General features: G+C 65.9%; 13 protein-coding genes. 4 read left to right on the top strand and 9 right to left on the bottom strand.

Going from position 1 to position 12,815, the window contains the following annotated elements; all coding sequences use genetic code 11:
• Positions 1 to 10 precede the first annotated feature (10 nt).
• From U5S82_04905 to U5S82_04875, 7 genes are all read right to left on the bottom strand, one after another.
• Positions 11 to 547, bottom strand: a complete 537-nt coding sequence (locus U5S82_04905; protein ID MDZ7750999.1) for an NUDIX domain-containing protein — start codon at positions 545 to 547, stop codon at positions 11 to 13.
• Positions 548 to 997: 450 nt separating this feature from the next.
• A complete protein-coding gene (locus tag U5S82_04900; GenBank protein MDZ7750998.1) occupies positions 998 to 2,755 on the bottom strand; it encodes a nickel-dependent hydrogenase large subunit in 1,758 nt (585 codons plus the stop codon).
• Between the two features lie 12 nt (positions 2,756 to 2,767).
• Complete coding sequence (locus U5S82_04895; GenBank protein ID MDZ7750997.1) at positions 2,768 to 4,144, bottom strand: (Fe-S)-binding protein; 1,377 nt, start codon at positions 4,142 to 4,144, stop codon at positions 2,768 to 2,770.
• Positions 4,141 to 4,806, bottom strand: coding sequence for a nitrate reductase (locus tag U5S82_04890; protein ID MDZ7750996.1), 666 nt, complete (start codon positions 4,804 to 4,806; stop codon positions 4,141 to 4,143). The genes U5S82_04895 and U5S82_04890 overlap by 4 nt, the downstream gene beginning before the upstream one ends.
• The gene (locus U5S82_04885; protein MDZ7750995.1) at positions 4,803 to 5,873 is read right to left on the bottom strand and encodes a hydrogenase small subunit; all 1,071 of its coding nucleotides are present in this window, start codon (positions 5,871 to 5,873) and stop codon (positions 4,803 to 4,805) included. Before U5S82_04885 ends, U5S82_04890 begins: the two co-directional genes overlap by 4 nt.
• Complete coding sequence (locus tag U5S82_04880) at positions 5,870 to 6,292, bottom strand: hydrogenase expression/formation C-terminal domain-containing protein (GenBank protein MDZ7750994.1); 423 nt, start codon at positions 6,290 to 6,292, stop codon at positions 5,870 to 5,872. Before U5S82_04880 ends, U5S82_04885 begins: the two co-directional genes overlap by 4 nt.
• A complete protein-coding gene (locus U5S82_04875; GenBank protein ID MDZ7750993.1) occupies positions 6,289 to 6,762 on the bottom strand; it encodes a HyaD/HybD family hydrogenase maturation endopeptidase in 474 nt (157 codons plus the stop codon). Before U5S82_04875 ends, U5S82_04880 begins: the two co-directional genes overlap by 4 nt.
• Positions 6,763 to 7,267: 505 nt before the next feature.
• Here U5S82_04875 and U5S82_04870 point away from each other — a divergent pair.
• The gene (locus tag U5S82_04870) at positions 7,268 to 7,510 is read left to right on the top strand and encodes a HypC/HybG/HupF family hydrogenase formation chaperone (protein MDZ7750992.1); all 243 of its coding nucleotides are present in this window, start codon (positions 7,268 to 7,270) and stop codon (positions 7,508 to 7,510) included.
• Positions 7,511 to 7,621: 111 nt separating this feature from the next.
• Here U5S82_04870 and U5S82_04865 read toward each other — a convergent pair whose 3' ends face one another.
• Both U5S82_04865 and U5S82_04860 read right to left on the bottom strand, forming a co-directional pair.
• A complete protein-coding gene (locus U5S82_04865) occupies positions 7,622 to 8,491 on the bottom strand; it encodes a hypothetical protein (protein ID MDZ7750991.1) in 870 nt (289 codons plus the stop codon).
• A gap of 109 nt (positions 8,492 to 8,600) precedes the next feature.
• Positions 8,601 to 9,644, bottom strand: a complete 1,044-nt coding sequence (locus U5S82_04860) for a CHAD domain-containing protein (GenBank protein MDZ7750990.1) — start codon at positions 9,642 to 9,644, stop codon at positions 8,601 to 8,603.
• A gap of 116 nt (positions 9,645 to 9,760) precedes the next feature.
• Between U5S82_04860 and phoB the strand changes: the two genes are divergently transcribed.
• The 3 genes from phoB (at position 9,761) to phoU (ending at position 12,737) form a co-directional block, all read left to right on the top strand.
• On the top strand, positions 9,761 to 10,450 hold the full coding sequence (gene phoB / locus U5S82_04855) for a phosphate regulon transcriptional regulator PhoB (protein ID MDZ7750989.1): 690 nt from the start codon (positions 9,761 to 9,763) through the stop codon (positions 10,448 to 10,450).
• Positions 10,451 to 10,459: 9 nt separating this feature from the next.
• On the top strand, positions 10,460 to 11,806 hold the full coding sequence (gene phoR / locus U5S82_04850) for a phosphate regulon sensor histidine kinase PhoR (protein ID MDZ7750988.1): 1,347 nt from the start codon (positions 10,460 to 10,462) through the stop codon (positions 11,804 to 11,806).
• A 190-nt stretch (positions 11,807 to 11,996) separates the two neighbouring features.
• Entirely contained in the window at positions 11,997 to 12,737 is a 741-nt protein-coding gene (phoU, locus tag U5S82_04845; GenBank protein MDZ7750987.1) for a phosphate signaling complex protein PhoU, read from the top strand.
• The last annotated feature ends 78 nt before the right edge of the window (positions 12,738 to 12,815 follow it).

Here is a 12,815-nt window from a genome sequence, read left to right as displayed (position 1 = left end):
GTGGGCTGGCTTATGATGCAGTGAGGGCGAGACGAAGCCACTTGGCGTACATGGGGCCCACGCCCTGCGGCCGGGTGAGGCTGGCCAATGCCTCCTCGAGCCCCGCGACGCGCCGGTGGGTCATCTCGTGCCGGGGATGCCAGGGCAGCAGCGTCACCTCGGCCCGCCACAGGGAGCGCACCAGGACCTCGCCTTCCCGCACACCATGGTGGCAACTGAGTCTGATGAAACCCACCAGTGTCGCGGCATCCACCCGCGCGCAGGCCTCTTCGCGCACTTCCCGCTCCAGGGTGGCCTGCCAGCCTTCGCCACGTTCGGGGCGACCGCCGGGAAACTGCCAGCTCAGGCCGCCGTTGGCACTGACCAGTACGATGCCGCCCGTGGACGTCAGGCAGGCGGCAGCCGAGCCATGGGCCTGCCCGTCCGGCACCGTCGCCGGCTCGTGCCAGGTGGCGAGCCAGTCCTGTCCGGCATCGTGGATATGAAACACCTCGCCGGTGCCGGCCTTGTTCGAGGGCTGCTCCACCAGCTTAATCCCGTATTTCAAACGTCGTTCAGCATAATCGCTGACAGCCAGCCTGGACTTTGGCACGAATGTAGGTCGGGATTCATCCCGACATTAAACCCCGCCCCACGCACCCCGCGCCGGGTCGGTACCACCCGCCAGCGTTGGGTGTCGGGCTGAAGCCCGACCTACAGCCCGACCTACAGCCCGATCGACACAACACCCCCACCGCCCATTCCTGCGGCACGAATGTAGGTCGGGATTCATCCCGACATTAAACCCCGCCTCACGCACCCCGCGCCGGGTCGGTACCACCCGCCAGGGTTCGGTGTCGGGCTGAAGCCCGACCTACAGCCCGACCTACAGCCCGACCTACAGCCCGACCTACAGCTTGACTCTTCTCTCTACACCCACGAATTCTGCGAACGAGCCAAAAGAAGAAACCCGCCGTCAGGCGGGTTTCCTCCATCCGGCCAACCAGGTACCGGCTAACTACCGGACCTTAACCTTCACCACCTCTTCCCCATCGGGATCATTCACATGCACCGCACAGGCGATGCAGGGATCGAAGCTGTGAATGGTGCGCAGGATCTCGATGGGCTGGGCGGCGTCGTGGAGACTGTGGTTGTCCTGCAGCGCCGCCTCGTAGGGCCCGGCGACGTTCTCGGTATCCCGCGGGCCGGCGTTCCAGGTGGAGGGCACCACCGCCTGATAGTTGTCTATCTTGCCATCCTTGATGACGATGTAATGGGACAGGGCACCACGGGGGGCCTCCATGTAGCCGACGCCTCTGGCCTCCTTCGGCCACGTCCTCGGGTCCCACATCTCATCATTGTGGACCTTCAAGTCGCCGGCCTTGATGTTGGCCACCAGGATATCCAGCCAGTTGATCATCTGGTCGGCCACCAGCTTGGACTCCAGGGTACGGGCGGCGGTGCGCCCGAGGGTGGAGAACATGGCCTCGATGGGGGCGTCCAGCTTCTTCAGGGCCATACCGGCCAGTTCCTTGGTGGGCTCGTGGCCCTGGGCGTAGAGCATGAGGACGCGGGCCAGGGGGCCCACCTCCACTGCATGGCCGCGCCAGCGCGGCGACTTCAGCCACGAGTAGCCGTCGTCCACGTTGAGCTGCTTGTAGGGCGGCGCCGGGCCACCGCGGCCGTGGTAGTTCAGTTCCGTCTCGCCGTCGTAGGGGTGCAGCCCCCCATCCTTGCCGCTACTGTAGTCATACCAGGAATGGGAGACGAACTCCTTTATCTGCTCCGGATCGTTGAGGTCCACGGGTTCGATGTGGGACAGGTCGCGGTTGAGGATGACGCCGGGCTTGAAGAAGTAGCTGTCGGGGTCGTCCATGCCCTTTTCTGGCAGGTCGCCGAACACCATGAAATTGCGGGTACCCTCACCGCGGGCGAACCAGTCCTTGTAGAAGCCGGCGATGGCCAGGGTGTCGGGCACGTAGACCTGGTCGACGAACTGCTGCATGGACTGGATGATGTTGCGGATGGTGCTCAGGGTCACCACATTCAGGGCCGTGCCCGCGGCGCCGCCGGTAGTGCCGCCGGTGTCGATGCTGATGGGCGAGGGCGCGCCCCCCACCAGGAAGTTGGGATGGGGATTCTTGCCGCCGAGGATGGCATGGAGCTTTGCCACGTCCCGCTGCCAGGCCAGGGCGTCCAGATAATGGGCCACCGCCATGAGATTGGCCTCGGGCGGCAGCTTGTACTCGGGATGTCCCCAGTAGCCGTTGGCGAAGATCCCGAGCTGGCCGGATTCCACCAGTTCCTTCACGCGTTTCTGGACATCCTTGAAGTAGCCGGGGGATGAACGGGCGTAGTCCGATATGGACTGGGCCAGCTCCGAGGTCTTCTTGGGATCCGCGTCCAGGGCCGACACCACGTCCACCCAGTCCAGGGCGTGAAGGTGGTAGAAGTGCATCACGTGGTCATGCACGTACTGGGCGCCGATCATCAGGTTGCGGATGAGCTGTGCGTTCTGGGGGATCTTGTAGTTCAGGGCGTCCTCCACCGAACGCACCGAGGCGATGCCGTGGACCAGGGTGCACACGCCGCAGATACGCTGGGCGAAGGCCCAGGCGTCCCGCGGGTCGCGGCCTTTGAGAATGGTCTCGATGCCCCGCACCATGGTCCCGGAGCTGTAGGCCGAGGAGATGTTGCCCGCGTCATCGGTGGCGGCCTCGATACGCAGGTGGCCTTCGATGCGGGTGATGGGATCGACTACGACTCGTTGTGCCATGGGACTGTCCTTTTATTGCGTGCTGGTTTGCGCGGTGCGGGTGGTGGACTCACCGGAGCCGTCATCGAGGTTGTCGCCCACCATCTCCACCAGGCTCTCGATGGGCTTGCCCCAGTTGCTCTTCATCTTGCCGACCTCGAAGTTGAGGCGGCAACTGCCGCAGGTCACCACCAGGGCCTCGGAGCCCGTGGCGTCGATCTGGTCGCGCTTGAGTTCGAACACCCGCTGGCGACGCTCCGCCGCACGATTGATGAGGAAGGCCCCGCCGCCGCCGCCGCAGCAGATGTTGGTGCGGCCGGTGGATTCCGGCTCGCGGATCTCGAGACCCAGGGCCGTGAGCACCGCCCGGGGTTCCTTTTCGACGCCGCCCCAGCGGTTGTTTTTGCAGGGGTCGTGGAAGGTGACGCTGTGGGCACCCTCGGCCTTCTTGAGCTTGAGTCTTCCCTTCTCCACCTCCTGGCCCAGGAATTCGGAGGTGGCCAGGACCTCGAAGGGCAGGGCGTGGCCCCAGATATCCGGTGCCTCGTAGCGCAGGGCCGGATAGGAGTGGCCGCACTCGGCCACGATGACCTTCTTGGCGCCGCAGGCTATGGCGGCATCGATGATGCGCTTGGAGGCCTTGAGTTGGACCTCCTCGTCGCCCGACAGCATGCCGAAGTTGGCGCACTCGTAGCCATCGCTGCGGAAGGTCCAGTCGTAGCCCAGGTGGTTCATGATCTTGATCATGGCGACGAGAGAGTCCTGGCTCACCATGATGTCCAGCACCGAGGTGAGGATCATGATGTCCGCCTTGTCCTTGTCCACCGGGATCTCCAGGCCCTGGCCGCGCAGTTGCTCGATGAGGCCCATGAACTCGTTCTGGCCCACCCCGAACAGATGGCCCTGGTCCTGCTGGCTGTCCATGAGATGGAGTTCCGCCGGCACCATGCCCGCCGCCGCGTAGGCGTTGCGCATGATGGGCATCATGGCGGCGATGTGGATGCCCATGGGGCAGATGAGGCTGCAGCGCCCGCACACCGTGCAGGTGTCGTACACCAGCTCCTGCCATTCTTCCAGGTCCTCGATGGTGACGTCCCGGGTATAGAGCCGGTGCATCCAGCGCAGGGGCGAGAGTTCCCGGCGGTAGACGCGCTTCAGCAGGTCGAGCTTGCGGATGGGGGTGAGCCGGCCGTCCTCCTGGGTCATGTAGAAGTGGCACACCTCGGCGCACATGCCGCAGTGGATGCAGGATTCCAGCATCGCCGCCTTGGGGGCATCCATCTTCTCCATCATCACCCGTTTGGCGTTGGCCACCCGCTGGTCGTTCGGCATCTCCACCGGCGTGTCCATGTCCGCCAGCTGGCCCGCCATCTCGGCGAATTGGTTGAAGGCTTCATAGTTGAGACTCATGCCCGTACCCCCCGTTGTTCCATTTGTCCGCCGATCATGTACCGCGTGAACCAGATGCTGAAGGGGTGGAACAGCTTACCGAACGGGAAGTACACGAACAGCAGTTCCACGCTGAGGATATGCACCGCCAGCAGGGTCTCATAGCGCCAGCCGAAGCTCGCCCCCATGTGACCGAAGGCCACCAGGCCGGTGACCAGGGGCAGGGTGGTGACGAACCAGCCCGCGTAGTCGTCGAAGCTGGAGATGGTCTTCAGCACCGGGTGCACCATGCGCCGTATCAACAGGGCGATGAGCACTGCCAGGGTGACCGCCGCCGAGAACAGCACCACGCTGGTGGGCAGGGCCGGCCAGCCGAAGCCGAGGATGGACTCGAAGAACAGGATATGGGGGGCGTAGAACAGCACGGTGATGAACAAACCAATATGCCACAGATAGCCGGCGTAATGGGAGAAGCGCACCCGGTGCTGCGGGTCCGGCGTGGGCGCCCATCGGCTGCCCATGGTGCGCAGGCCGGCGGCCACGGTACTGCCGCCCTTGGGACGGAAGTGGGTCTTGTGGCGGGTGAGGAGGAATATCCCGGCGAAGCGCAGTACGACCCCGGCCACGAGGATGATCAGGGACCACTCCATGGCCGGCCCGCGGGCGAATTCGAGCAATGTCATGACTTGTTCTCCTGCTGGCTGGTTTTCTGCTTGGAACGTGCCGCCAGGGCGGCGGCGGTGCCCACGGCGGCACCCGCCACGGCGGCACCCGCCAGCACCTCGTGGGAGCCCCAGTCGCCCACGGACAGGGGCGTATAGAAGCCGCCCGCCTGGTCCCAGAAGTTGGGTTCGGAGCAACCCAGGCAGCCGTGGCCGGACTGGATGGGGAAAGTGTCGGCGCCGTTCCACTTGAGGTTGGCGCAGGCGTTGTAGGTGGTGGGGCCCTTGCAGCCCACCTCGTACAGGCACCAGCCCCTGCGGGCGCCCTCGTCGTCGAAGGATTTGGCGAACTGCCCCTTCTCGTAGAAGGGCCGCCGGTAGCAGCGGTCGTGGATGGTCTCGCCGAAGAAAGCGATGGGCCGGCCCAGATGATCCAGCTCCGGAATGGCGCCGAAAGTAAGGATGTGGGACAGGGTGCCGGTCATCACCTGGGGCATGGGGGGGCAGCCCGAGACATTGATGATGGGCTTGTCCTTGATGATGTCCGACACCGCCACCGCGCCCGTGGGATTGGGGCGGGCCGCCGGGATCCCGCCGAAGGCGGCACAGGTGCCCACCGTGACGATGGCGAAGCAGTCCCTCGCGGTATCCTTGAGGATCTGCTCGTTGGTATGGCCCGCGATGGTGGAGTAATGGGCGTTCTCGCCCACGGGTATGGAGCCGTCCACCACCACCACGTACTTGCCCTTGTGTTTCCTCATGGCCTCTTCGCGGGCGTGCTCGGCGGCGTCGCCGGCGGCGGCCTGCAGGGTGTGGTGGTAGTCGAGGGAGATGAAATCGAATATGAGGCTCTCGAGGGTGGGGTTGTGGGAGCGGGTGATGGACTCCGTGCAGCCCGTGCATTCCTGGAAGGAGAGCCAGATGACCGATTGCCGCGTCGCCTTGGCCATGGTCTCCGCCATCTCCGCCGCCTGGGCGGGGGACAGAGCCATGGTGGAGCCCATGACGGTGCAGAATTTCAAAAAGGTGCGCCGTGAGATGCCGCGGCGGGCCATGTACTGGCCCAGGTTCTCTTCTCGCTGGCTCATGGGCGGATCTCCTGATCGTCGGTGGAAAGGGTGTCGCGCAAGCGCCGATGGGCGTTGCGGATATCGTCCGGATGGCTTTTGATCATGGCAGGTACGGCGGTGATTTCAATGCGCTCGGTCAACTTGGTGCCGTCATCGCCGAAGTGGGTGGCCCACCAGATGCCGGTATAGATGGTCTCGTGGAACTCGCTGCGACCCACGGTCTCGAGTTCCACCTTCACCTCGCCGTGACCGAGCAGGGCCTTCAGCTCGTCGATGTCGGCGCTGTTCATGGGCAGGCTGGACAGATCGATGGCATTCTCCGTGCCGGCCTCGTCGAGGGCGGCCAGGTGGTCGGCGATCTCCCGCAGCAGGGCATGGGCCATGCCCGTGGGACGGACCAGGGGTTCCACCGTTACAGGGATGTCCGACAGGCTCATGGGTACCACCTCGCGATGATGTCCCCGATGGCGCGGCAGGCATCCGGGATGACGGCCTCCACCTCCGGAGTGGGGCCGTCGCCCCAGTCCATGTACTTGGGTTGGATGCCCACCAGGGCCCGCTGTGGTGGCAGGCGGCCCGCCAGGGCCGCCATGCCGAGGACATCGGCGAGGCTGACCTCGTGGACGCTGCGTTTGCCGCCGGCGGCCACGTGGGTGTCCATGTCCGCGCCCTCGAATACCCGAATGCTACCCGGAGGTTGTTTCAATTCGGCGGCGTCCACGGCGATGAGGCGGGCGCAGTCCTCGATGGGACCCGCCAGAGTGAAGCTCAAGGTGCCGCCGTCCATGAAGGTCACGTCCGCCGGCAGTCGGCCCTGATTCTCGAGTGCCTTGAGGACATGGATCCCCACGCCTTCGTCAGTAAGCAGGGTGTTGCCGATGCCGAGGATCAAAGTCCCTATGCCCATGTAATCGCGATTCTCATGTCGGTTTCCAGGTTGGCGATCACGCGCCGCCGCCAGGGGAACCCCCTGGAGGGTGATGATGCGACCCATCCGAATTGGGACACCCGGTCGGCGCGGCCCCCGTCATTCGTGTGCCTGACGGGGTGGCCGGGGGCGCGGAAGACGCCGGCGGCGCTCTTCTGTAGAAAATTCCTCTGGCATCTATTCTTAACGTGAAAGTCGCGAAGCACGCTCTCCCCCTCTCCCTCTGGGAGAGGGATGGGGTGAGGGAACGAGCATGGCGATACGCGCTCCTCTTTCATCATCTCGGGCGGCGGTATCGCCATGAGAGTTAAGTCTAGTTACCGGGTGGATCAGTGGACAGTCCGATGTGTTCCCTACTTGACTTGGGTCAAGGTATTGGAGCCGCACCGCCCCGCGGTGATCCATCGCGCCCCGGAATAGGGCCACAATAGCAATCTTCCGGCCCCGTCCCGGGGCCGGTCCTCTCAACCCAGGAGCCCTGTTGATGTGTCTCGGAATTCCTATGCGGGTGGTGGAGATTGACGGTTACAGCGCCCGCTGCGAGGCTCGCGGCGAGGAGCGTACCGTGAGCCTCTTTCTCATGCAGGAGACGGCCATCGCGCCGGGGGATTACGTCATGGTCCATCTCGGCCAGGTGTTGCAGACCATGACGGAACGGGAGGCGCGGGAGGCGTGGGAACTCTACGACCAGATCCTGGCGGCGGAGGGTGGGTCCGCGCCGGTCTGATACCCGTACCGCCGCTTCTGGGTTTCAACCCGGTGGGTTTCAGCCCGGTGGGTTTCAGCCCGGTGGGTTTCAGCCCGGTGGGTTCAGCCCGGTGGGTTCAACCCGGTGAGTTCAACGATGAACCGGCGGCTCGCCGTCGGCGTCGTCCTTAGCGTCGAAGAGGTCGTCCAGCAGGTCGGGCGGGGCTGTGGCCGTTGCCGGTTCATCGGCCTCTTCGCCGGCGGTCTGTTCCTGGAGGGCCTCCTCCCAAGCCAGGTCGAGGGCCGTCTGATCCAGGGTGTCCTGCCGCGTGTCGGCGTCGGCCGCCGTGGAGCTTTCCGCCGGCGGTGGTGCCGTGAGTTCCTCTTTTTGCCCCTCACCGTCTCCCGCCGGCTGCAGTGCCACATGCTCCGAGGGGGGCGCGTTCTCGGCCTCTTCCGGCGCCGGCGACCAGCCGTCTCCGAACAGGTCATCCGGGTCCTGGCTCGCCGTGGCGCCCGCGCCGCCGGGCTGCGGTGGGGCGTCGTTCCCGGCCCCGGGCGTATCGGCCTCGTCGAGCTTGGTGAGTTCGTCGTCGGCCTCGGCGGGTTCCGCGGAGTAGGCGATATGCTCCGCGGCCTCCCCCGGGGCATTGGACGCGGTGTCCCGATAGAGGTGGGTGAGGACATCCATGCCGGCGACGATACTCTCCAGTCTCTCGGCCTCGGGGCCGTGGAGCGCCATGGCGATGCGCCGGTAGATCTCGGTCTCCGCCTCCAGCAGTCCATCCGCTCGTGACGTGGCCTCCCCTTGCGGATAACCCAGGTTGTGGCTCAGCCAGCCCATCAGAGTGACGCGCCGGGTGTCCTGGCGGCTCGCCATCGCGGCGATGAGTGCGGCCATCGCCTGTTGCTCGCGCCGTCGACGGCGGTTCCACAGGATCGCCCCGGCGATGCCGGCAATCAGGAGGACGATGCCCAGTTCGGCGATGACCAGCAGGATTATGGCGGTGCCTTCAGTCATTCTTGTGGTTGCGGCGGCGGTTCATGAACGGACCAGGTGTCTCTTCCTTTCCTCCCACAGCTTGCCACAGGCGACGGCGGCCGGCGATTGGGGCGCGACCTCCCGGGCCTCAGCCCTCGCCGCGGTGGTAGAGGGCTTCGAAGGTCGCCTGGACGGCGGGCTCGGAGAAGGCCGCGAAGCGTTCGTCGAAGGCGTCGCGCACCTCCCCGCGACGCGCCGCAAGGCGTACCACCAGAGCCTCCATGGCCTGGCGCGTCGCCGGTGCCAGATGCCCCTCCCGGGCCATATCCGCCTCGAAGCCGGCCAACTGGTCCATCTGCACCGACAGGTCCTGATATTCCCCCAGGTTGTCCTGAAAGCGTTTCAAGGCCTTGATGAGCGGTTCGGTCTCGCCGGCAGGATAGAGGCTGGCGAAGAATTCCATCAGGTAGCGCAGCTTCTTGCAGCTCTTGCGCAGTTCGTGGAGGGCCTCCGGCGGCGCCGTGGCGGTGATGGCCCGGCCCTCCTTCATGACGCGGCGGAACATCTTCCAGGTGCGCTCATCGGCCAGTTCCTTGACGGGGCGGGCGGCGTTGACGGCCGCCGGGTGCCGGGGCACCGGCCGGGCCAGGAAGTCGCCCCAGGCGTCCATGGTGCGGCGCTGGCCTGGGCGGGACAGCTCTGCCCGGAGACGCCCGTATTCCCGGGCCCGGTGCGCTTCCAGGAAGTCCGCGAAGGCATCGAGGGCGGGGCCGAGGGCGGGCCCCAGCAGGGTCCGATAGTCGTCCAGGGCGAGCAGGTAGACGTCTGCGTCCCGGGCCGGACTGGTGAGGGCGCCGAGGCGGGCGAAGTGTTCCCGGTAGCGCCGGGTGATGCCGGCGGCGAACACACCCTTCACCTGGGTCAGGGCCGAGCGGGTGCGCCGCACCGCCACCCGGTAGTCGTGGAGAAATTCCGGGTCCAGGTTGGCGAGCATGCCGGGCAGGTTGTACGCCATGGCGGCACGCAGTCGGCCCAGGACCACCTTCATGCTCTCGTCGGCCCGGGCCTCGGGCTGCAGCACCATATCCAGCCGTCCCGCCACCTCGCCCGGCGGTCGGGGGCAGGCTTCGAGGGCGCGGGCGTGGATGTCCCGGGCGGGCCGGTGGTACTCGTGATCTCGGGAACGCGCCATGGGATTCACCTGTCCTCGTCGGCGGGGGCGGGTGGCTTTTCCATAACCCAGGGTAACAAATCGGTAATATGTCTTGGGTTAAATAGAGGCATAAGAAAACGATCTGTCACAAACCCATGGCCAAACACATACTGATAGTGGAAGACGAGGCACCCATCCGTGAGATGGTACGCTTCGCCGTCGGCAACGCCGGCTTCGAGGTGTCCGAGGCGGCTGATGCCCACCAGGCCCAGACGGTCATCGCCGATCGGTGCCCGGACCTCATTCTACTGGACTGGATGCTGCCCGGCATGAGTGGCGTGGATCTGGCGCGGCGCCTCAAGCGGGGTGACACCACCCGCGATGTGCCCATCATCATGCTCACCGCCCGGGGCGAGGAGGAGCACAAGGTGAAGGGCCTGGAGGCGGGGGCCGACGATTACGTCACCAAGCCCTTCTCGCCGCGGGAACTGGTGGCGCGCATCAAGGCGGTATTGCGGCGGGTGTCGCCCGAGGGCGAGAACGAACGCATCGAGATGGGTGGCCTGGCCCTGGACGCCGCGGGCCACCGGGTGGTGGCGGATGGCCGCGAGGTGCATCTGGGCCCCACGGAATACCGCCTGCTACAGTTCTTCATGGGTCATCCCGAGCGGGTCTACACCCGGGGCCAGTTGCTCGACCGCGTATGGGGGGGGAATGTCTATATCGAGGAGAGGACGGTGGATGTGCACATCCGGCGCCTGCGCAAGGTGCTGGCGCCCTACGGGTATGACCGTTTCGTGCAGACCGTCAGAGGGTCGGGTTACCGCTTCTCGGCCCAGTCCTGACGGCCGGCCTTGACCCGGCCCTGGCTAGGCGAACTGTTCCGAGCCCTGCTGTTCCTGGGGGCGGGGGGGGGCGCGGGACTGGTCCTCGGGCAGTCACTTTATGGGCTGCTGGCGGGGCTCGCCCTCTATACCCTGCGCCACGTCTACCACCTCGCCGCCCTTTACCGCTGGTTCCGGCAGCGCCGCAAGTCGCCGCTGCCCGCGGCCCACGGCGTGTGGGGCGAGGTGTTTCACCATATCGACCGGCTGCAGCAGCGCAACAAGAAGCGTAAGAAAAAATTGACCCAGTATCTCAAGCGCTTCCGGCAGTCCACCGAGGCCATGCCCGACGCCACCGTGGTGCTCGACGAGGAGGGGGCCATCGAATGGTTCAACTCGGCCGCCCAGCGCCTGCTGGGCCTCTCCCATCCCCTTGACGTGGGCCAGCGCATCGGCAACCTGGTGCGCCATCCCGACTTCTTGGGCTACGTGCGGGAGGGGTCCGAGGAGGAGGCGGTGGAATTCGACTCGCCCCAGGATGCCGAGATGCGCCTGTCGGTGCGTATCATCAATTATGGCAAGAACAAGCGCCTGCTCATCGCCCGTGACGTCACCCTGTTGCATCGCCTGGAGACCATTCGCCGGGATTTCGTCGCCAACGTGTCCCACGAACTGAAGACACCCCTCACGGTCATCACCGGCTACGTGGAGGCCATGATGGACGCGGAAGGGGCGTACCCCGAGCACTGGCGGCGCTCCCTGGGTACCATGGAGCAGCAGGCGGCCCGCATGGCGCGCCTGCTCGAAGACCTGTTGCTGCTGTCACGGCTGGAGACCACGGACCTCGGCGAGGCCGATCATCAGACGGTCTACGTGCCTGCCCTGGTGGCCTCCATGGAGGAGGATGCCCGCCTGGTGTGCGGCGAGCGCCTCACCATCGTGGTGGAGGCGGATCCCACCCTGCGCATCCGCGGCGGCGGCGAGGAGCTGCGCAGCGCCTTCTCGAACCTGGTGCAGAATGCGGTGCGCTACACCCCGGACGGCGGCACCATCACGGTGCGCTGGTTCGCCGACGAGGGCGGCGCCCATTTTCAGGTGGCGGATACCGGCATCGGCATCCCGCCCCAGCACCTGTCCCGCCTCACCGAACGCTTCTACCGGGTGGACAAGGGACGTTCCACGGAGCTGGGTGGCACGGGACTCGGCCTGGCCATCGTCAAGCACGTCCTCAACCGTCACGAGGCCAGCCTCACCATCGACAGCGAGCCTGGCGTTGGCAGCACCTTCACCTGCACCTTCCCGCCCGAGCGGGTGGAGCGCGCCGCGCCCGATGTGGCGGCCGATGGCCCGTCCCTGCATATCGCCTCCAGCCGGTAACCGGGCTGCCAAGATGTTGCTGTAGAGACTTCCCGTTCCATCTTATCTTTTCGTTTTTTGTTATTGGTTTTAGTAATAAAAACGTCAATATGGGCCCCGTATAGTGGAGCGAAGGCCATTCTGGAAACCAACGTCGCACGGGTAACCGAGATCCTCGCGAGCCCGGCCACATCCAGGGAGCATGGGATTCATGGGCATATTGGGCGACCTCAATCACCACATCGTGCAGCGCTTCAACACGGATCTGGAGGATCTGCGCCATCATGTGCTCACCATGGGCGGCCTGGTGGAGCACCAGCTGGATGGCGCCCTGACCGCACTGACCACGGGCGACGGCGAGTTGGGCGAGGCGGTGGCGCGGGCCGACTATCGGGTCAACGCCATGGAGGTGGCCATCGACGAACGCTGCGCCCGCCTCATCGCCCTGCGCCAGCCGGCGGCCACGGACATGCGCCTGGTGCTCACGGTAAGCAAGACCATCGCCGACCTGGAGCGTATCGGCGACGAATCCAAGCGGGTGGCCCTGATGGCGGTGCGCATTACGGCAAGCGGTGAGGATTTCGCCCAGCGGGAGGCCTCGCGCCTGGGCCTCATGGGGGTGTCGGTGAAGCGCCAGCTCCATGGCGCCCTGGATGCCTTTGCACGCGTGGACGCGGAGGCCGCCCTGGAGGTGATCCGCAACGATGCGGCGATCGATCAGGAGCACGATGAGGTGCAACGCCGGGTGCTGTGCCGGATGAGTGCGGTGCCCGCCGACATCGATCGCCTGATGGGCATCTGCTGGGCGGCACGCGCCCTCGAGCGCATCGGCGACCACGCCAAGAACGTCGCCGAGTACGTGGTGTACCTGGTCTACGGCAAGGATATCCGGCACACCCACCCCACGCCGCGGGAGACGCCGGCGCCGGTCACGTCGCCCGGGCATCGCTGACGGGCTTCATGGGTGGGTGAAGGAGCGGGACAATCGTGGGGCGAGCCGGCGGCCGGGTCCCGATGGAGCCGCCGGGGA

The sequence above is a fragment of the Gammaproteobacteria bacterium genome (assembly GCA_034522055.1).
Taxonomy (GTDB): domain Bacteria; phylum Pseudomonadota; class Gammaproteobacteria; order JAABTG01; family JAABTG01; genus JAABTG01.
This window is presented reverse-complemented; position numbering and strand designations above follow the sequence as displayed.